Here is a 20,039-nt window from a genome sequence, read left to right as displayed (position 1 = left end):
TTTTAAGTCGTTTTTGTTGCCACGGGCCGAACGTCTTCAGACATCGCGCCAGCAAGTTTTGTCAGGGCTTTGCCAAGGTCGGATCCTGGCTTCATGTCCACGATGGGACGCCCAAGATCGACTGAGTTGCGGGCGACCTTGTGGTTCTCGGGCAGCCAGTGTTTCAGCTTGGTTTTCAGGACTTTCTCTGCCTCGCGAACGTGCCCCGGCCTGAGCAGAGTCTTAGGTTCGCGGTTCACAATAACCTCGACCGGAAGAGAGACATTGGCTTCGCGGTAGAAATCAATCAAACGTCGCGCTTGGCGCACGCATGGCACGGTTGTGTCAGTAACCAGCGCAAGCTGGGTCGCACGCTTGAAAATGGGTTCGACCCATTCGACAACGGCACAGGGCAGGTCGATGACAATATAGTCGTAACGACGTTGAAGCAGATCGAGCATACCTTCGAGAAGATTCGCGTGTATCGACTGAAGCGGAACCAATGGAGCAGGCGCGCAAAGCACGTCGATGCCGAGTTTGTGGCTCTGAAGGATCGATGACAGGAAATGGTCATCGGGCTCATCCGAGTTTTCGATGAACTGAAGGCACCCTCCGTTGTCTTCGAGATCCAGAAACACGTTTGCGTTTCCGAATTGCAGATCGAAGTCCAAAAGTGCGACGCGTTTTTTCTCAGTCTTCCGAAACAAGGAGCCCTTGCTGCCCACCAGCGAGCACGCAAGGTTCACCGCAACAGTAGACGCGCCGATACCGCCACGGGATTTTGCAACCGGGATAACCCGACCCAGAGCAGACAGACCGTTCCTGGTCGGAAGCTGCGGAACGGTGCGCGATATGGTTCTTTCACTGACCGCAGCTTTCAATCCCTCGCCATCGATCGACAAGGGAAGCACTTCGTCGATACCAATTTTCCGCAGTTCACGGGCTTTGGTGATCGAAAGATCATTCTGCGTCAGCGCCACGAACAAGGTGTCATCATCGCGATGCGTCAGCAGTTCTTCGACGGCTTGTACCTCGCCCGAGTCATCCGGGTCGATTTCAAATATCACCACGTCATGCTTGAACGCCATTTCGCGGGCGGTTCCGTTCAGTGTTTTGAACGAGCCAGCCAATTCAGAGACTTTGTTTTCTCTGACAGCGGGAAACGCGTTTGCGACCGCCTGCGCGATTGTTTCTCCTGCTGACAGAAGCATGACCGATTGTGACTTGAGATCTGAAACGTGGTTACTCATTAACCTGACTCCCCTAATGCTAGGTCTTCAGCAGGCAGCGAGACGCTGAAATTGGAATAGCCGGCTGTCGAAGAGATTGTGCTGCTTGTCGCACCCGCGGCGTTGGCCAAAGCGGCCAGAGGCGACACGAACTGAAAATCACTCAGGTTCAGTTCAACAGTGACCATGGGTGTGTAAGGGCCGCCCAGGAAACCCAGATTGGAATTGAAATCATAGGAAAATTGCAGTGCGCTGATGGTTGTGCCCGGTGGCAGAAGCGGACTGACGCGATCCCAGATTTCCGACGCAGTGGCGTTGGTGGCGATACCTGAACACGCCGGGGTCATGGGATCGGCGCATATGCCGACCGAGGCACTGCATGAGGTGCCGAAACGAGGTTGGAGTGCAGATGTTCCTCGCGTGTGGGTTTGCGGAACGCCAGCACACGCAGGTGGACGCACCACGGCGATACGAGCGGCCAACTGCGCTGCTTTTTGTGCGTTCACTCCACTGTACGAAAGCCTGCCAAAATCCAACAGTGCAAGGAACAGGAAAGAAAACAACGACACGACCAGAGCAAATTCGACCAGAACGCCACCATGCTGCTCTTGCAGGAATGAGCGACCGCTCTGTCGCAAACGCGCGTGGATATCCAGCAGGCGTCTCATTGGCCAAAAATCCGCGATGTATCAGCGACGTCCGTGGTCACCGATGTCGCACCGCTGCCGAACAGCGTCAGGATGCCGCCCAGCGGAAACTGAATGGTGATATTGGCACTCACCTGGCCAACAGGGGCGGGGTTCATTCGATAGGTGCCGGACACGCAAGACAGGCTTGGCGTCACGGAATTGACCGTCACGCTGGACGGAAACAGGTTATTTCCGTTGATGTCCTGCTCAACAATGCTTTTCAAAGTCGTGGTCAGCCCCGCAACAGAGCCACCGGATGTGCAGATATCTGCAGGTGTAACTCGCGACAAGTAGCGGCTGGCATCGCGCACACCGGCAATAACCGACTGGTACGACCACATAAGGCGCGCCGACTCCAGAGTTACGGCCAATAGAAGCAACATGACCGGCATAACAAGGCCGAACTCGACAAGGATCGCGCCGTCGTCGTTCCTGGCGAAACGTTTGAAAGGAAATCTGTACCTCATACTCATGAACGTGCGCCTTTAACGATACAACTGTACGACGTCGCGGAAGATGCCACCGAAGCCATTACCGCCGCTCCCAATACCGGTGACATCCGGGAAGCCGACGACCTCGCCGTGAATGTCAAAACTGGGTGGCGAGCTGCCATCATCGCCCACCGGTTCCGTCAGGAAGACGGCAACGAATTTTGTTACGGGAACCCCGGTCGTCGAACCGGAAACAGGGTTTTGTGCGCAATCAATGCCGGCCGCTGTTACAACGCGCCGCGCCGGGTCATTCGACATATGGCTTGAACACATTGGGCGGCCGGTTTCGGCAAGCGAAGGATCAAGGATGGCGTTTGCGTTTGGTGCTGCGTAAGGGTTTGTATTCCCGTAGGCAATTTCCCGAAGATACATCCCGTATCGCGTGCCCGCGAATACTGAATTCGACCCTGACAACGGGGGCAGGTGAGTGTCACTGCCAACACCGTCTGCCAGCCCATCAGCCAGATCGTGGTTCCGGTTCAGGTAGCCGGCCCGATCCCAGGTGCCATCGCCGAAACGGTTGTTTCCGCCGCAGGTACCCGCCGCCATGCACAGGTCGCGACCAAGGCCGGTTGTGTCGGGTGTCGGTTGTTCGTTGCCTTGAATGCAAGCGCCGCCACCGGTCTTTTCAATGCCCTTGATCACGTTCGGCGCCGGCGCGAAATCTATGTTGTTTTTCTCGCCATTGAGAACAGAGCGGTAGATGTCAAAACGCACGTTGAATGCCGCGTTTGTGATGCCGACTTTCTGCCCTGGTTCCGTGTCCAGCCCGTTGGTGAGAATGCACTGGGTGATCTGGCTTTGCGCCGCGATGAGGCACGCCAGTTTGTTGCCACCTTCGTCTGCGCACACGCCCGAGGTGTCCTGGAAGTTTGCCAGATCGATGAAGCCAAAATTACCGGGCCCCCAGGCAGTACCGTTGCCGCCACTGCGAAGCAGGATTTGATCGCCGACTGTCAGAGTGGACTCCCAATTCGGCGGAAGGCAGAACATCAGAGGTGAAATATCGCACGCGGCTTTCGAGTATCCGGCCACCGCTTCGGCCGAAACGCTGGCCGCCGAGAAACCGCTCCCTCCAAGCATTTTGTCCAGTGCGGAAGCAAGGCTCATGCTCAGCGATTTCGGTGTTAAGACGACGTGCGCGAACTTTGCTTGACGCGGGTCTGTCGTGAGGTCCGCGCCGAGCGGCGTAAGATCTGAAGCAGGAAGCGCGGAGTGAAACGAGAGCGTATAGTCAGATGAACCTGAAAGCGCGGCGCTGCCATTCGCAAATGTCTGACTGTCACTAATCAGATTTGCCGCCGCATTTGTGGCCCGCGAAATCGCATTAGGTTGTCCGTCCAGCTCAGCGGCCGCAGCCAGGGCCACATTGTCCGCAAACGACTGAAGCTCGGCATGGGTAGAGTTCAACCGGCCAACATCCAGAGTGATCGCAAAGAAGCCGAGGAAAGCGACCAAGGCGGTGCCCCACAGGATTGCTACCGTACCACGGTCATCCTTGATGAAATCGGATATGAAAGCAGCTACTGGCATGGCCGGGCTTACTGGCTGGGTGCCTGACTGATTTTTATCGTTCGAGCGCGAGGTTTGACCTGCGGCGTCGCGACCGCCGGGGCAAGCTGAGCATCTTTCTGGGGGGTCGTTTCCAGTTCGGTGACAGGCTCGGCTTCTGTTCTCTCTTCCGCTTCGTTGAGCTGCCTTTGGATGGTTACAACCTCGGTCTCGGTTCCGCGACGGACCGTTACAGTTGGTTGAGCTTCGACTTTCTCCACCGGGCCTTCTTCCTGCAGAAGATCGCGCAGGCGAACCATCTCCATGGGTTCATCTTCAACATTGTCCAGGGTTCTGAGCGTCAGACTCAGTGTTCCGGCCTTTTGAGCCAGCGCCAGACGTTGTCCCTGCTGTGGGGTGACCTCAACGGTTATCGTCCGGGCGATCTCAGGTTGATCGCTGAGTTCCTCTGACTGCTGATCCACGCCAATCACGCGGATGTTCTGCAAGATGGTCACCGCGCGAAGTTCCTGCTTCGCACCTTGTGTCAGGACGATGTCTACATGATCGCCCGGCGTAACAAATCCGCCAACCGCAGTCACGGCATCGACCTCGATCGCCATGGCGCGCGTGTTTTCTCCAAGTTTCTGAACCAGCGTGACTTTTTCACCAAAGTTCGAAACCTTTGAAAGAAGCATCACTTCGCCGGGGTAGAACCGCCCTTTGGCGCGGCGCAATTGGCGGCGGTTGTCGGGAACAAGAACGTCGATTTCCGTGAAAACTCCGGCCGGAAGTGCTTCGCGCGGCCAGGGGTGGATCGTAACGTTGTGCGCTTCGATCGTTTGGCCAAATGCGATCTCCGATCGGGCCACATAAATTTCGACCAAATCTGCATCAGGCGATACGCTTGCCGTGTTGGCCTTGAACTGAATATGGTCTTTCGCCAGGTAAACGGAACCGGAAGCTATCGCAATTCCAAACAGCGTAGAAATGATTGGTCTGATACGCATATCTCTCTCCAAAAGTCTCGCACTCAAATACGGAACTTCGGTTTTCCTGTTTTTGCGAAATTCCTGGCGGTAAATTCTGCGCCGCCAAACTTGAGTGAGGGCGCAGAATTCTTTGATGTTCTGACCTGGTTTCGGTCAGCAGGTTGCACTGCCCAAAGCAGCACAGGCACCAGTCACGTTTGTATTGGTGGTAGTGCCCAGATACGAAAATGCACCGACTGCAATCGAGGCGACCACCAAAAGGGCCAGTCCGTACTCAACAATTGCCGCACCGCTTTCGTTCTTAGCAAACTTCTTCACAAATTTGATCATTATTTCCCCCAAAAGGTAAAGTTAGTTTCAACGCTCCACAGTAATGCAGCGCAAGCCAGGCAAAAAATGCTTTAGCTTGGAATCAGAATAGGGGCGAGGGAAGCAGCATCCTTCCCTCAAAGGTAAATATATTACACGCAAAGGATGTAAATTGCATGTTGCTATCACTTAAAGGATTAAAATAATTAACCCAGCATTAACAGGATGTTAAAGCGCGAAAGAATCATCTCGGCTGTCAACAATGGATCGGCCAAGGCTTCAATTGTAATCAATTTGATAGCCAGTTTTGGGGTGTGGAAATTTTTCTCTGGAGGGAGCTTGGTAGTTGAGAATATGCAGATATTTGAAAAAAATTGATAAATATGAATGAGTTATAGTAATCTTCTTGTGGCCCGTTTGAACGCGGATGTGCGCCCTGCGCGGTGAAATCGGTTGCTCATGGATTACGTGTAGAACAAATTTGTCGTCCAGGTTCGGACGTGTTTGGTTCGAAGATTTTTTTATCTAGTTGGGTTGTGGGGTATGAGTGTCAGTTTTGTTAAGAGCACCCACGCGAAGGACAGTTTTAACTTCGTGATGGAGTGGACGCGGGCCGTAAATAACAATGGCTCTATTCTAAATGCAGCAAATTTTTTAATGCGTCTGCTAAATGCGGATGCGCTTTTAATTGTCAGGGTTTCGAAAGCCGGTTGGAAAGTTAAGCACATTGCACGGTGTTGCATCCAACAAGGGAAGATATGGCCGTCGCAACCTCAAACCCAAGCGGAATTGGTTTTCGGGGATTGCATCTCAAATGCAAAGCCGGGATCTATCTGGAAATTAACGGACATGATGCTATCTGGTGCGGCACCAATGTCTCGCTATCAATATCATAAACCTGAAGGGTTGGTCGAAGTCATTGTGGTTCCGCTTGAGACAACCGCGTCACATATCGACTACATTGAATTGCACTACAGTGTCAGCCCTCTGGGACCCGATCTGGATTTGTTAGCTGTTTTGACTTCAACTCTTTCGTCTGGATGGAAGAACCGTTTGCCCGGTGCGATTTCTGCAAAGTCCGAGCAGCCCCGCAGCCATCGTCTGTCCGAAGACAGCGGCGGCGACTATGTCCCGATCCTTGATCCTCAGAACCCGGCGGCGCTCAGCAGATGCGAGTTCCGGGTTTGTGCGATGATGAGGGAAGGAATGACAGTAAAGCTAATCTCGGAAACTCTTTCGGTTGGCCCCGCAACTGTTCGTTCACACCTCAGTTCAATATTCTCCAAAACCGGAACGTCCAATCAGGTCGAACTATTGCACCTGCTAAATCGGAACGCCCAAGCTGGAGGAAAGCTCAAGGGTTTTGCAGGTTGACGCGGCAAGTTTGCTACAGGTGTTCGAAGTGTCTTGGCTGAGGAGAGAGGGTTCACCATGTGACTTGCTCGGGTTTTCATACGATAATACTAACCCTTCTGTGTGAAAAAAAACTGTTCTGAAACATATAGTTCGAATGACGGGGACTGGATCAGAACGTACGCCTAGGCAGGGAAGAGGATGGATGCCTTAGGGTATTTGATCGACCTGAGGGCGTTCACGAACTTTTCTATGAAGCGCATTGCGTTGTTTTTGGCTGAGTGCAGATCTTATGAATCAGGTGGCTGCTTGGGATTCTTTTGGCACCCAATCCCTCTAAAAGGCGAGTGCGAAGGTGCATCAGTTTGTTCGGGATTGCCGGTTTGCTCGATTCCCGTCTCGCCCCGTTCTGCGTGCTTGTGTAAGACAGTGGGCAATTCAGATTGGGAACGGCTTGAATGTCACAGACCATTACCATCTTTACGACGATGAAAAACGAAGGCCCCTATATGCTTGAATGGGTGGCTTTTCATCGGAGTCTGGGCATCGACCACTTCGTGATATTCACCAACGATTGTGAGGACGGTACTGACGAAATGGCCCGCAGGCTGCAGGATCTGGGGCTTGCGACACATGTGTCGAACGAGGTGAAAGAAGGGGGAAACCCTCAGCACCAGATGTTGCGGCGGGCGCGGCGCCAGCCCAAAGTCAAGGAGTCTGACTGGTTATTGTGTCTGGATGTCGATGAATTCTGGAACATCCGTTGCGGTGACAACAGCTTTGGCTCTCTGATTTCCCAGGTGGAACATCGCGCGGGGCAGCCAGTGGATGCAATCTCGTTCGCGTGGAAGCTGTTTGGCAGCGCCGGAAACATCAGCTTTGAAGACCGGCCCGTGACCGAGGCGTTTGTGATGGCGGATATGGAATTCCCGTATCACTCCAGCCGAGCTTTCGGCTTGAAGACGCTGTTTCGCAATAACGGAAAATTCACCCGGTTCGGTCCACACAGACCAAAAGGCATCGAAGCAGGAAAAGAGGACGACATTGCCTGGTCGGATGCCAGCGGCAATCTGTTCCCTGCGGCAAAGGTCGGCTGGCGAGCCTGGCGAAACTTCGATCACAGCTTTGGTCGGATTCACCACTACTCGGTCCGGTCGATGGACGGTTTTTTGATCAAGCGGGATCGGGGAAGAACCAATCACATCAAGGTGGATCAGGGGCAATCCTACTGGATGGATATGAATGCCAACAAAGAGATGGACCAGTCCATCCTGCCGGCGGCCCGCCGCGCCGCGCCCTTGCTGACCGAGTTGAAGGCGGATGAGGAATTGGCCCGCCTGCACGAACAGGCTTGCAACTGGCACACGGCGAAAGTTCAGGAAATCAAAATGCGCAAGGACTGGGTGGACTTCCGGTCCTGGCTTGCGGACAATCTTGTTTGAGCATCATGACCGACCTGTCCAAAGAGCAACTGAAGCCCGAACACCCTGACCGCAAGACAGGGTACGAACGCATCCTGACCGACCCCGCACCGCCATGGTTTGTGGAGCTTTATCCGGGCGGCGAAGGCAGGGGCTTTCTGCAGAAACTTGAACGCCACGCGTTTCTGTTTCACCAACGTTCGGCCTCTCGCCTGATTGTAAGCTTTGACAACATTGCCAACGCCAACGACCTGTCTTTTGCGCGCGAACCATGGGGCTGGAAGTTTTTCAGGGACGAAGGGTGGTCTCATCTTGGGGTGTTTGCCCGGACCAAGGCCTGGTATCGCGACACGGAAATCATTTCGTATCTGGAAGGAAAGGCCCGCGAAGGTTTTTTTGCCCAGTTCGATCAGGTGGTTTTTGCCGGTGCATCCATGGGGGGCTACGGCGCGCTGGCGTTTTCCGCTTTGGTGCCGGGGTCAACGGTGATTGCCTTCAACCCGCAGACAACGTTAGACGAACGGCTGGTGCCATGGGAAACCCGATACCGGTTCGGTCGGGTTCAGGACTGGGATCTGCCGCTCAGCGATACTGCCGAAACCATCAAAACCGCCAAACGGGTTTATGTGGCTTTTGATCCGTTTTTCGATCTTGACCGGCAGCAGGCGGCGCGCTTGCAGGGGGGAAATGTCATCCCGCTGAAGACCTGGTGTTCGAACCATTTCGCGGCCCCGATGCTGCGAAAGCTCGATTTGCTCAAACCGGTTATGCTGGGAGCGATGGACGGCTCGCTTGAGGCCGCAGATTTTTTTCGGATGATCCGGGCGCGCAAGCGTTTGCCGGTCTACATGAACAGACTGGAAGAGATGAGCCGTGACCGGCATCCGAAACTGGCACACGCAGCACGTCAGAGATTTCGTGCCCTTCGCAGGCAAGCGGCTGCCGACACTGCCCAGGCAACCTCATGACCCCAGGCAGGGGGGTTTTTATAGGTCAACGAAAGGACAGGATGGGCGCGCGCCTGTTGATGTTGTTGACATGTATCCGCCTGGCCGAGGATTGCGATACTGATTATCGGGTGAACTGGTTCCCGCAAGGCGCGGATGCACCCGAGTTGGAACATCCACAAGAACTGTTTTCCCAAGCGTGGATGGCGGACCATTTCCTGGATGCCGACGCGTTCGAGGCGCTGTCACAAAAAGCCCAACCGATCTGGAAATTTCAGAACGACAAGACACCGGACCGGCTGATCAAGCATCTGGACGCCGGGCGTGCGGTTCTGGTCGAGGAGGGGTTCCAAATTCTGACGTTCCCCTGGGAAGACATTGAAACGATCCGCCCCCGCTATCGAGAGTTCATTAACCGGATCGGCTTCACCGACGAAATCCGCGCCATCATGGACCGTGCGGACCAGGCGTTGTCGGGGCAGGGGGTGTCAGCCTACCACATCCGCCGGGGCGACATTCTGAACGGGTTGCCGTGGAAACACTCAACCTGGCCTGCGAAGATTGAGACCGAAGAGCTGTACGAAGCCCATCTGGACAAGTTCGCCGACAATCCGGCGATCATGTTTTCGGATCAGCCAGAACTGATCACCCGGTTCCAGAAGCGCTATCCGCAACTGATGCGGATGTCGGACATTGCAGATCTGTCAGAGATGACCCGGGCCAAGCGTGATTTTCTGGAGCTTTATGCAATGTCCCGGGCGGATCAGGTGGTTGCCCCCCCCGTATCGGCATTTTCGATGGCGGCGGCCAGGCTTTCCGGGCAGGAGAACAAGATGTTTCGCGATGTTTTGTCCCAGCAGGAAATAAGTGAGGCCAACGAAAAGACAGTGGATCGGCTGCGCAATGGGGCGGACGGATTTATCAACGCGTCAGAGGCTGCACATATCTATGCCAAGGCGACGTTCCACTTGTTCTCTCTACAGGCTGAAGAACGGGCAGAAGAGTCACGCCAGTATGCGGAGTCTTTGCTTGAAGCCGGGGCGGACAACGCGTTCTTGCCTTTGTTGAATGCGCTGAACTACTTTTACCTGCGCCGCTGGAAAGAGGCGCTGAGGCTGACAGAACAAGCCTTGGCAAATCCCCATATCTGGCCTGAGGATCACGCCGTTGCCTGCGCATTGCAGGCCGCAATTCTGGGCAGTCAGAAAAAGCGGTGGCTTGCAGCACAGGCTTTCACTCGGGCCTTTTGGGCAAAACCGTTGAGGCCCGACGTCATCATATTTGGATCGCGACTTGTGTTTCGGGATCAGGTTTCTTATCGGGCGATGCCGCCTGTGGACTGGACCATTCAAAAAGCGGTCCGCAGATCCTGGTTCAACTTCAATGCCCATGTCGCTCAGCGTCGGGTATTATCACGCCTTCCCTGCAACTTTGATGTGATCTTGCTGGACTGGAGCGATCTCGCACTCGACCAAAAGGCGCGCCGGCTGAATTCGAGCAGGGACAGGTTGGTTATGTTGCAGGATTGGCTGGGCAACATGCAAAACCTGTCGGAGAAGATGCAGGTGCCGCTGGATAGCCCGGAGTACCAGAGCTTTTCTACAATCCTTCGGTACCGGCTGGATGATCTGCCGTTGGAAAAAGCAATAGATGTTTCCCGGAACGTATCAAGCCTTCGCCCTGAAAACACGCTGTATCTCAAACGTTTGGCCGAGCTGTACGAGGCGGATGGCGAGAATTCTCAGGCGCGGCTCAAGATGGCTGAGGCTGTTGGAAATGATCCGGGAAATCCATTTCTGGTGTTTGCCATGGGCGGCTTGCTGGAACGGATCGGCGCGTCCGAGCAGGGGCAAAACCAGATCCTCGAGGCGGCAGATCTGGATGACAATACAGCAGCGATTCAGGGGGCGGCCGGTCAGTTGTTGCTGAGGCGGGGGGACAAGAAAAAAGCCGCTGGATATCTGCGCAAGGCACGGGACCTCTGCCCGCCATACAAGCGGTTCGCCAATCAACTGAAACGAACAGAAACCTGACCGGGAGGGAAGGCAACAGCGTTTGGGCGGCTTGAAGGCAGGTTCAAATATGTGAAAACTCGTGTAGGACTAACAGGTGATGTATCCGCCGAAACCGGGACAATAAAACCAACAAAGGGCAGTCAGTCATGAAGGAACAGGACCCACGCTTTGTCAGCGTGACCCCGATGAAGAACGAAGGGCCGTTTGTTCTGGAATGGGTGGCGCACAACCGGGCCATTGGTGTCGATCATCAGGTGGTTATGACCAATGACTGTACCGACGGGACGGACGCTTTGCTGAAAAGGTTGGACGAGCGTGGAATTCTGACCCATGTCGACAACAATTCACGCCGGAAGACCAGCCCGCAGAAACGGGCATATAACACGTTTCTGAAAATGGAAGTTGCCCGCCCGCAAGACTGGGTTGTCGTGATCGACGCGGATGAACAGATTGTGGTCAAGACCGGAGATCACACACTGCGCGCCCTGACCGAGGCAATTCCGGACGCTCGCACGATTTCGATGACATGGCGGTTGTTCGGAAATGCGGGTGTTGTGCGCTACGAGGATCGGTTCCTGTCGGATCAATTCAGACAGGCCGCGCGTGAAATGACCATCCGGCCGTTTCAGGCGTGGGGATTCAAGACCATGTTTCAGCGCGAACTCTGGGACGGGTTGGGGGTTCACCGGCCCAAGCGCCCGACGGTCGAAACCATGGCGGAATGCCACTGGTACAACGGATCGGGTCAGTTGATGCCCGACCGTTATTACGAAAGAAGCTGGCGGTCCGCCCGCGATTCCGTCGGGTACGAGTTCGTTCAGGTCAACCATTACGCGCTGAAGTCCTGCGAAAGCTATCTGGTCAAGAAGATGCGCGGTCGCGCTCATCATCTGGGCGAAAGCCTGGGGATGGAATACTGGAACATGATGAACCAGAATGCCGAGACGGACAGCGCGATCGACGTCGTCGCTGACCGCAAACGCGAATTCTATTACGACATGCTTTCTGACCCTGAAACCGCCCGACTGCATCACCTGACCTGTGATCTTCACCGTCAGCAAATCGCGCAGCTGCGGGAAGTCCCCGAGATGCAGGATCTGATGCAGCAGATGACTGACGGTGCCGTAGCCGGGAAGGTGTGATGACGGTTCTTTTTCAGGTTTGCGGAGGCGCCTGATGCTTTGGCTTCATATCGGGATGCCCAAGACCGGCACAACCGCCTTGCAGGGTTTTGTTCGCACGAACGGCGGAATGCTGGAAAAGGCCGGGCTGCGATACATGGAAACCGGTCGCCGGCGCCACGAAAACAGCCGGCTGACGATCAGCCACAATATCATCGCCTTCCACATAAACCAGACGCAGCAGCCGACAGACGGGTTCCGCGAAGCCATGGCTCTGGAATACGAGGCGCACAAGGATAAAACCTGCCTGGTCTCGTCCGAGATGTTGTACTCTGTGGATCTGGACCGGCTGGCGCAGGTTTTCTCCGATATTCCGGCCCGGCAGATGCGCATTACCTTCTACTGTCGGCGATATTCCGACTTTTGGGAGGCGGACTATAAGCAGCGGGCAAAGAATGGTCGCTTGCCCGCTGGCGGAACGCAATACATCCGCGCTCGTCTGGACGAGATCGCCGAAAACCCCGAGCGGCTGAGTTACAGCGCCATGCTGACCCGAATCCGAAGCGCGTTTCCCGGCGTGACGGTCGCGCCTTTCTTGTATGATCGGTCCGTAATGGCCAATGGAAATATCGTGGACGATTTCATGTCACGCATTGGTGTCACGCTTCCCAAGGGTAGCACGGCAAATCTGCCGTCCAATCCTTCACAGTCCCGCGCGGCAAGCGAGGCTTTCGGGATTCTGGCCCGGTCCATCGGGCGCCAGCGAACCCGACAATTGCGGCGACGTGTTGTCGACGATCCGGTAATGATCCGGCGAAATGACGTGCTTGAACCGAAAGAGCGTTTGTGGCTGGACGAATACCTGGCCGCACAGGACACTGATTTTCAGCAGGAATTTTTCCCGGACCGCGATCAGTTGTTCCCGCCCGTGCAACTGAGTGACGCCGATTTGCAGTTCCGCCGCGACTCGCCTGAAGAATACGAAGCGCTGCGGCTGGCCTCAGAGGTTGTTTTCCGAATGGCGCTTGAAGAGTAATAGTGCCTATTCGACAAAAATTTCCTGCCTCTGTCGCCCGGTTGTCTTGTCGAATATCAATATCCGGTTGTCATCCGTTACAACCGCGTACCAGTTTTTTCCGATGGTCACGGCCTGCGCTTTGGCGCCGTCCGGCAGTTCGATCTGGTCGGGCAGGGTGGGGGTGCGGTCCGATAGCCGGATGACAATCAGCGCGAATGTCACTAGAACCCCGCCAATCATCACCACGGTCAACAACATGACCATGCGCCGCAGCAGCTTAAGCTGGGGCGTTTCCTGCGGTTCTTGGGGTTCGGAAGGGACAGTCATGGGCACCCGGCAGATTGAGTTTCAGATCGCGGCCGCTCCGCCGCCACGTCTTGATAAGGCGCTTGCGCGGGATGTGCCAGCGGAAGAAAACCTGTCCCGTACACGCCTGGGGCGTCTGATCGACGAGGGGGCGGTGCAGGTCGATGGTGTCGTGGTGGCCGATCCCAAGGCAAAAGTCACGGAAGGCGCGCAGATCGTTGTAACCGTTGCCCAAGCCGAAGACAGTCATATCGGCCCCGAAGACATCCCGCTGGACATCATTTACGAAGACGCGGATCTGGTCGTGATCAACAAACCTGCGGGCATGGTCGTTCACCCGGCACCGGGTTCGCCCAGCGGCACGTTGGTGAACGCGCTTCTGTTTCATTGCGGCACGGATCTGTCCGGCGTCGGCGGTGTCAGGCGTCCGGGCATTGTGCATCGCATCGATAAGGAAACCAGCGGGTTGCTGGTCGTCGCCAAATCGGATGCGGCGCATCACGGTCTGGCGGCGCAGTTCGAAGCGCACAGTGTCGAGCGCTATTATCGCGCGATCTGTTACGGAGTGCCGGACGCCAACGATCCACGCCTGCGCGGCGTCAAAGGTGTCAGTTTCGAACCGGGCAATGTCATGCGCCTGACCACGCAACTGGCCCGGCACAAGACGGACCGGCAAAAGCAGGCCGTGTACTTTCACGGCGGCCGCCACGCTGTCACGCGCGCCCGGGTCGTCGAAACATTTGGCGCGCCCGCGTCTCTGTCCCTGGTCGAGTGTTGGTTGGAAACCGGTCGTACACATCAGATTCGCGTGCATATGGCACATGCGGGCCACGGGTTGGTCGGCGATCCGGTCTATGGCGGTAAGCGCAAACTGGCCGCCCGCGCGTTTGATCCGGCGACGGCCGAGGCTGTCCGCGCTTTTCCGCGTCAGGCACTGCATGCCGCGGTTTTGGGGTTTGAACACCCGGTCAGTGGCGAAAACCTGCGGTTCGAAGCGGCCTTGCCGAATGATATGGAAAGCCTGATAGAACGGCTGCGCGCGCCGCTGACACAATAAGCAAACCCCTGTGAGTAAGAGTTTCTTATCTTTCCTTTATCAAAGTTTAATCTCAAACTGTTAGCAGCACCTCTTGAATGGGCAGGGTTCCTTACCCATATCCTATGTTAAATACTTAAACATTTGTCGGAGGGACATGAACATGGCAAATTACGCAAATCTCCCCGCGCCGACGCCTGAGGGTGGCCTGAACCGCTATATGCAGGAAATTCGCAAGTTTCCCCTGCTTGAGCCGGAAGAAGAATACATGCTGGCCAAGCGCTGGGTGGAAGAACAGGATACCGAGTCGGCGCATAAGATGGTGACATCGCATCTGCGTCTGGCGGCCAAGATCGCCATGGGCTATCGCGGCTATGGCCTACCGCAGGCCGAGGTGATTTCCGAGGCGAATGTGGGCCTTATGCAGGCCGTGAAACGTTTTGATCCGGAAAAAGGATTCCGTCTGGCGACCTATGCGATGTGGTGGATCCGCGCCTCGATCCAGGAATATATCCTGCGGTCCTGGTCGCTGGTGAAACTGGGCACCACCTCGGCGCAGAAAAAGCTGTTTTTCAACCTGCGCAAGGCGAAGGCCCGCATTGGTGCGCTGGAAGAAGGCGACCTGCGTCCTGAAAATGTTGCGCAGATCGCCAACGATCTGGGCGTGACCGAGGAGGAAGTCATTAGCATGAACCGCCGCATGTCCGGTGGGGATGCCTCGCTGAATGCGACCGTTGGGTCCGAAGGCGAAGGTACCATGCAGTGGCAGGACTGGCTTGAGGATGAAGATGCCGACCAGGCCGGTGACTACGAAGCCCGCGACGAGTTGGAAGCGCGCCGCGAGTTGCTGGGCGCTGCGCTGGACGTGCTGAATGATCGTGAGAAGGACATCCTGACCCAGCGGCGCCTGATGGATCAGGCCGTGACTCTGGAAGAGTTGAGCACGCAGTACAATGTCAGCCGCGAACGCATTCGCCAGATCGAAGTCCGGGCGTTTGAGAAGCTGCAGAAAAAGATGCGCGAGCTGGCCCGTGAAAAGGGCATGCTTGGAAACAGCTACAGCTGACCGGACAGCCTTAGCGGACCGGCCGGAATTTTCCGGCCGGTTTTTTCGTGCCCGCGCTGCAGGCCCCGGTTTCGAATTCTGCAGCTTAGAAAATGGCTGGATTTGCCTGACTTGGGTGTGATTCACTGCTAAAGGTACACCGACACAGGCTGAACCCAGCCTTGCGACGAGGCTGCAACATTTCAGCAGGACAGTATTCGGAGTTCACGATGCAAAAGCCGGTTCAATGGGGCATTCTGGGTGCCGCCAAATTCGCACGGCAGTTTATGGCACCTGCCATTCATGCCGCAGACGGGGCAAGACTGTCGGGGCTGGCAACCTCAGACCCTGCCAAAGCTGAGCCGTTTCAGCAGTTCTGCCCGGATCTGGCGGTCTATGACAGCTACGATGCGCTTCTCTCGGATCCTGAGATTGACGCGGTATACATCCCGCTGCCCAATCACCTGCATGTCGAATGGAGCCTGAAAGCCCTTGATGCCGGAAAACATGTGTTGTGCGAAAAGCCGATGACCATGAAGGGCGAAGAATTCGACGCCCTGATCGGAAAACGGAATCAGACCGGTTTGTTAGCAGCCGAAGCTTATATGATCGTGCACCACCCTCAGTGGCAGTTCACGAAAAGGTTGATTGCCGACGGGGCGATCGGAAAGCTGTCACATGTGACCGGGGCCTTCAGCTTCGACAACCGGGCGGACACGACGAACATCCGTAATCGCGCGGAAACGGGGGGTGGTGGATTGCGGGACATTGGCGTCTACGTTATCGGCGGCGCACGTTTTGCGACGGGGCAAGAGCCTGTCTCGGTACAATCGGCAATTCGCTGGCAGGACGGTATCGACACGTTTACGGAAATCCGGGCGCAATTCCCTGACTTTACTTATTCCAGCTATGTTTCGATCCGCATGCACCCGCATCAGGAGATGGTATTTCATGGCGAAGGCGGCGTGATCCGGCTGACAGCGCCATTCAACGCCCGGGTCTTTGGCGAGGCCCGTGTCGAATTGCATCGCCCGGGGCTGGAAGTGCAGGTTACGCGTTTCCCGGCGGATGATCACTACAAACTCCAGGTGGAAGCGTTCTGCCGGTCTGTTCGGGAAGGGGCTGACTACCCATGCCCACTTGAGTTCTCGCGGGGAACGCAACAGATGATCGATCAGGTTTTCAGTCAAGCCGTACCGCTCTGATCCACCCACTTGCTTACCATGGCGAGCCTCGGTTAGCCTGCCGGGTACCCATTCAGGAGGTGCCCTATGGCTGGTGGTTGGGCGCGCGATGGCGCGGTAAGTGAACAGATTGAGGCGTCAATATCCGATGAGCTTGCACGGATGCAGGCGCAAAAACGCCCTTTGGGTGAAAGCCTGACCCATTGTGCTGAATGCGAAGAGCCAATTCCCGAGAAACGGCGCAATGCGATCCCGGGGGTGAAACTGTGTCTGGACTGTCAGCAGGAACGTGACGGGGCGTTCAAAGCCCGCAGCGGCATCAACCGGCGCGGGTCAAAAGACAGTCAGCTGAAGTAAGCCCCAGCGGAGCGGCCCCTTGCAAGACAACTCTGCCAAGCACGTATCCCTCCTGCAAAACGGTCTGGTCCTTGGCTTTTTGGCTGCGTTCTTGTGGGGCACACACAGCGTTATCGTTCGCTATCTGACCAGTGATCTGGGTGGAATGCAGATCGCCACGACGCGGTTGTTCATCGCCGCGTTCGCAATCTACTGCATGTTGCGTGCGATGGGGGCGTCAGTTTCGATCCGGTTTGGGGACTGGAATTTCCGTCTGGCTGTGTTGTCGACGGTGGTGAACTACATTCTGTTCCACATCGGACTGGAGCATACCGGCGCGGCCAACGCGATGGTGCTGGAAAACACAGCGCCCTTCTTCGTTCTGGTGTTTCTCTACTTTTTCGCGGACACACCAGTTGGCCGGACCGAAGTTCTCGCGACGGTATTGGCGATCTTTGGCGTTTTTCTGACGGTCTACCTGGATTTCGAAGGTGGCGGAGAGCCTCTGCTTGGCGATGTGATGGAAATCGGCGCAGGCCTAAGCTGGGCCGTGTTCCTGATTTCCAGCAGCCGGGCTATGAGAGCCTCTGAAACTACGCCTGAACGTTTGAATTTCCTGTTTGGGATATTCATCTGTTCAGGCGTTATTCTGTTGCCGCTTTCCCTGTTCGGAATTCAGATGCCGACAGCAAACGATGTTGTTTTTCTGGTACTTCTTGGTGTGTTACCAACGGCGTTGGCTTACTACCTTTGGTACGAAGCGGCAGCGCGGGTTTCGACCCTCACGGCCACTTTGATGTTCGCCGCTTCTGTGGTGTTCACCTTCATCAACTCAGCACTGTTTCTGGGGGCGGCCATCACACCGCTGGCTGCAATAGGCGCTGCGCTGATCGTCCTGGCCATATTCCTCACGACCAAATCAAATGAGAAAGACTAGGGAAAAACCTAGCGAGATTTGCGGCGCCATCGCCGATACAGGTTGATGTCCATTGCCGCCACCATGATGCCCAACGGGATCATCCAGAAGCCCAGAATGGGAAGAAACCCAAGAACACCGCCGAGTATCAGCAGGATGCCCACGATGATCCGCCAGCCACGTGGCACGGTTCGGCGAATTCGGTTCATGGCAGGGCGCAGGCGCGCCTTCAATGCGGCCCAACGCCCTGTGGATTGGGTGCTCACCCCTCCATCGCCTCAAGTTCGTCAATGAAGCCAGAGATCATGGAGAGGCCCTTGTCCCAGAACTTGGGATCGCTGGCATCAAGGCCAAACGGTGCAAGCAGTTCCTTGTGGTGCTTCGATCCGCCGGCACGCAGCATTTCGAAATACTTGTCCTCGAACCCTTCCGAGCCGCTGGCGTAAACGGAATAAAGAGCATTCACCAAGCCATCGCCGAACGCATAGGCATAGACGTAGAACGGTGAGTGGACGAAGTGTGGGATATAGGCCCAGAAGGTCTCGTACCCATCCATGAATTCGAACGCAGGCCCAAGGCTTTCGGCCTGAACGCTCATCCAAAGGGCGTTGATGTCGTCCGGTGTCAGTTCGCCCTCGCGGCGGGCGGCGTGCAGTTTGCATTCGAAGTCGTAGAAGGCGATCTGGCGGACGACGGTGTTGATCATGTCCTCGACCTTACCGGCCAGCAGCACCTTGCGCTGTTCTGGCGTTTCGGCCTGATCCAGCATCTTGCGGAAGGTCAGCATCTCGCCGAACACCGAAGCGGTCTCGGCCAGGGTCAGAGGTGTTGACGAAAGCATTTCGCCCTGACCTGCGGCCAGCACCTGATGTACGCCATGGCCCAGTTCGTGCGCCAGAGTCATCACATCTCGCGGTTTGCCCAGATAGTTGAGCATCACGTAAGGATGCACGTCGGTGACTGTTGGGTGGGCAAAGGCGCCGGGGGCTTTGCCCGGTTTCACGGCGGCGTCGATCCAGCCTTTCGAAAAGAATGGCGCAGCAATCTCACCCATGCGCGGGTCAAACGCGTTGTAAGCGTCCATTACCGTTTTTTCGGCTTCGGCCCAGTTCACGGTGCGCGTGTCTTCCATCGGCAGGGGTGCGTTGCGGTCCCAAACCTGCATCACGTCCAGACCCAGCCACTTGCGTTTCAGTTCGTAGTAGCGATGGCTTAGCTTGGGATAGGCGGCGACCACCGCTTCGCGAAGGGCATCGACAACCTCAGGCTCGACATCGTTCGACAAATGACGCCCGGTTTGCGCGGTGGGCATTTTGCGCCAGCGGTCGACGATTTCCTTTTCCTTAGCCTGCGTGTTGTGAACCCGGGCAAAGGTTTTGACATTCTCCTGAAACACCGAAGCCAGTTCCCGTGCCGCAGCCTCGCGTTTGTTGCGGTCCTGTTCGGTCAGCAGGTTCAGGGTGCCTTCGATATTCAGCTCTTCGCCATCCACGGTGAATGTGAGGCCGGCAATCGTCTCGTCAAACAAGCGCTCCCATGCGTCTCCGACAACGCCCAGATCGTGCAGGAATTTTTCCAGCTCGTCGGACAACTGATAGGGCTTCATCGCGCGAATACGGCGGAAAACCGGCTCGTAACGCGCCAGATCCGGGCTTTCATCAAAATGGGCACGCAGCACGGTGTCGTCGATGCGGTTGATTTCCAGCGTGAAGAACACCAGCGGTGTCGTAAAGATTGTAATCTTTTCCTGCATGTCCGACAGGAACTTGGCCCGCTCGGCATCCGTGGTCAGCTGATAGTAGCGCAGACCGGCAAAGGACATGATGCGGCCGGCAATTGCATTGATCTTTTCGTTACGATGCACGCATTGCAGCAGCTCACCCGCATCCAGATCAGCCAGTTTGCCTTCGTAGTCCGAGGCAAAGGAGGCGCATTCTTTCTCCAGCCACTCAAGATCACGGCCAATCTCGGGTGCGTCTTCCGCCTTGTACAGATCACTCAGATCCCATTCCGGCAAATTGCCCAGATTGTCAGCCCCGCCGACAGCGTTTGCGTCACGGACGGGAAAGGGAAGGTCGCGCATGGATCACCTCGATGTTCTGCTTTCGGAAACATCTAGGCGCGGGCGGCAGGGATCACAAGCGGCCAGAGCGACGGATCG

At 56.0% G+C, this 20,039-nt stretch carries 20 protein-coding genes; 11 read left to right on the top strand and 9 right to left on the bottom strand.

Annotated elements, in window-relative coordinates:
- Positions 1–2: 2 nt before the first annotated feature.
- The 6 genes from ACR0JW_RS03625 to ACR0JW_RS03600 all read right to left on the bottom strand — a co-directional run bounded on the left by ACR0JW_RS03625 (position 3) and on the right by ACR0JW_RS03600 (position 5,201).
- Entirely contained in the window at positions 3–1,229 is a 1,227-nt protein-coding gene (locus ACR0JW_RS03625; RefSeq protein WP_170676612.1) for an AAA family ATPase, read from the bottom strand.
- A complete protein-coding gene (locus tag ACR0JW_RS03620) occupies positions 1,229–1,876 on the bottom strand; it encodes a TadE/TadG family type IV pilus assembly protein (RefSeq protein WP_170616080.1) in 648 nt (215 codons plus the stop codon). Before ACR0JW_RS03620 ends, ACR0JW_RS03625 begins: the two co-directional genes overlap by 1 nt.
- Positions 1,873–2,370: a TadE/TadG family type IV pilus assembly protein gene (locus tag ACR0JW_RS03615; RefSeq protein WP_170676614.1), complete on the bottom strand. Its 498-nt coding sequence runs from the start codon at positions 2,368–2,370 to the stop codon at positions 1,873–1,875. Before ACR0JW_RS03615 ends, ACR0JW_RS03620 begins: the two co-directional genes overlap by 4 nt.
- 12 nt (positions 2,371–2,382) lie before the next feature.
- Positions 2,383–3,921, bottom strand: coding sequence for a TadE/TadG family type IV pilus assembly protein (locus tag ACR0JW_RS03610; protein ID WP_480713584.1), 1,539 nt, complete (start codon positions 3,919–3,921; stop codon positions 2,383–2,385).
- Positions 3,922–3,929: 8 nt separating this feature from the next.
- The gene (gene cpaB, locus ACR0JW_RS03605; RefSeq protein WP_170676618.1) at positions 3,930–4,889 is read right to left on the bottom strand and encodes a Flp pilus assembly protein CpaB; all 960 of its coding nucleotides are present in this window, start codon (positions 4,887–4,889) and stop codon (positions 3,930–3,932) included.
- Positions 4,890–5,024: 135 nt separating this feature from the next.
- A complete protein-coding gene (locus ACR0JW_RS03600; protein ID WP_170616089.1) occupies positions 5,025–5,201 on the bottom strand; it encodes a Flp family type IVb pilin in 177 nt (58 codons plus the stop codon).
- A 522-nt stretch (positions 5,202–5,723) separates the two neighbouring features.
- Here ACR0JW_RS03600 and ACR0JW_RS03595 point away from each other — a divergent pair.
- The 6 genes from ACR0JW_RS03595 to ACR0JW_RS03570 all read left to right on the top strand — a co-directional run bounded on the left by ACR0JW_RS03595 (position 5,724) and on the right by ACR0JW_RS03570 (position 13,073).
- Positions 5,724–6,554, top strand: coding sequence for a helix-turn-helix domain-containing protein (locus tag ACR0JW_RS03595; RefSeq protein WP_170676620.1), 831 nt, complete (start codon positions 5,724–5,726; stop codon positions 6,552–6,554).
- A 437-nt stretch (positions 6,555–6,991) separates the two neighbouring features.
- Positions 6,992–7,975, top strand: a complete 984-nt coding sequence (locus ACR0JW_RS03590) for a glycosyltransferase family 2 protein (RefSeq protein WP_170676622.1) — start codon at positions 6,992–6,994, stop codon at positions 7,973–7,975.
- Positions 7,976–7,980: 5 nt separating this feature from the next.
- A complete protein-coding gene (locus tag ACR0JW_RS03585; protein ID WP_170676624.1) occupies positions 7,981–8,922 on the top strand; it encodes a hypothetical protein in 942 nt (313 codons plus the stop codon).
- Between the two features lie 41 nt (positions 8,923–8,963).
- Positions 8,964–10,934 (top strand): hypothetical protein, encoded by a 1,971-nt coding sequence (locus tag ACR0JW_RS03580; protein WP_480713583.1) that lies wholly within the window; start codon positions 8,964–8,966, stop codon positions 10,932–10,934.
- 128 nt (positions 10,935–11,062) lie between these two features.
- A complete protein-coding gene (locus ACR0JW_RS03575; RefSeq protein WP_170676628.1) occupies positions 11,063–12,058 on the top strand; it encodes a glycosyltransferase family 2 protein in 996 nt (331 codons plus the stop codon).
- Between the two features lie 34 nt (positions 12,059–12,092).
- Positions 12,093–13,073 (top strand): hypothetical protein, encoded by a 981-nt coding sequence (locus ACR0JW_RS03570; RefSeq protein WP_170676630.1) that lies wholly within the window; start codon positions 12,093–12,095, stop codon positions 13,071–13,073.
- 6 nt (positions 13,074–13,079) lie between these two features.
- Here ACR0JW_RS03570 and ACR0JW_RS03565 read toward each other — a convergent pair whose 3' ends face one another.
- A complete protein-coding gene (locus ACR0JW_RS03565) occupies positions 13,080–13,382 on the bottom strand; it encodes a DUF6476 family protein (protein WP_170676632.1) in 303 nt (100 codons plus the stop codon).
- On the opposite strand from ACR0JW_RS03565, the gene ACR0JW_RS03560 reads away from it, so the two are divergent.
- The 5 genes from ACR0JW_RS03560 to ACR0JW_RS03540 all read left to right on the top strand — a co-directional run bounded on the left by ACR0JW_RS03560 (position 13,381) and on the right by ACR0JW_RS03540 (position 17,899).
- Positions 13,381–14,418, top strand: coding sequence for an RluA family pseudouridine synthase (locus tag ACR0JW_RS03560; RefSeq protein ID WP_170676633.1), 1,038 nt, complete (start codon positions 13,381–13,383; stop codon positions 14,416–14,418). The genes ACR0JW_RS03565 and ACR0JW_RS03560 overlap by 2 nt on opposite strands.
- 142 nt (positions 14,419–14,560) lie before the next feature.
- On the top strand, positions 14,561–15,463 hold the full coding sequence (gene rpoH / locus ACR0JW_RS03555; protein ID WP_170676635.1) for an RNA polymerase sigma factor RpoH: 903 nt from the start codon (positions 14,561–14,563) through the stop codon (positions 15,461–15,463).
- A 209-nt stretch (positions 15,464–15,672) separates the two neighbouring features.
- Positions 15,673–16,647: a Gfo/Idh/MocA family protein gene (locus tag ACR0JW_RS03550; RefSeq protein WP_170676637.1), complete on the top strand. Its 975-nt coding sequence runs from the start codon at positions 15,673–15,675 to the stop codon at positions 16,645–16,647.
- Positions 16,648–16,713: 66 nt separating this feature from the next.
- Positions 16,714–16,983 carry a DksA/TraR family C4-type zinc finger protein gene (locus ACR0JW_RS03545; RefSeq protein ID WP_480713582.1) on the top strand — a complete coding sequence of 90 codons (270 nt, stop codon included), beginning with the start codon at positions 16,714–16,716 and terminating at the stop codon, positions 16,981–16,983.
- 19 nt (positions 16,984–17,002) lie between these two features.
- Positions 17,003–17,899, top strand: coding sequence for a DMT family transporter (locus ACR0JW_RS03540; protein ID WP_170676641.1), 897 nt, complete (start codon positions 17,003–17,005; stop codon positions 17,897–17,899).
- 8 nt (positions 17,900–17,907) lie between these two features.
- Here the strand turns inward: ACR0JW_RS03540 and ACR0JW_RS03535 are convergent, their stop codons facing one another.
- A complete protein-coding gene (locus tag ACR0JW_RS03535; protein ID WP_321253511.1) occupies positions 17,908–18,144 on the bottom strand; it encodes a hypothetical protein in 237 nt (78 codons plus the stop codon).
- Complete coding sequence (locus ACR0JW_RS03530; RefSeq protein ID WP_170676643.1) at positions 18,141–19,961, bottom strand: M3 family oligoendopeptidase; 1,821 nt, start codon at positions 19,959–19,961, stop codon at positions 18,141–18,143. Before ACR0JW_RS03530 ends, ACR0JW_RS03535 begins: the two co-directional genes overlap by 4 nt.
- Between the last annotated feature and the right edge of the window lie 78 nt (positions 19,962–20,039).

The organism is Ruegeria sp. BG6 (assembly GCF_056538465.1).
This window is presented reverse-complemented; position numbering and strand designations above follow the sequence as displayed.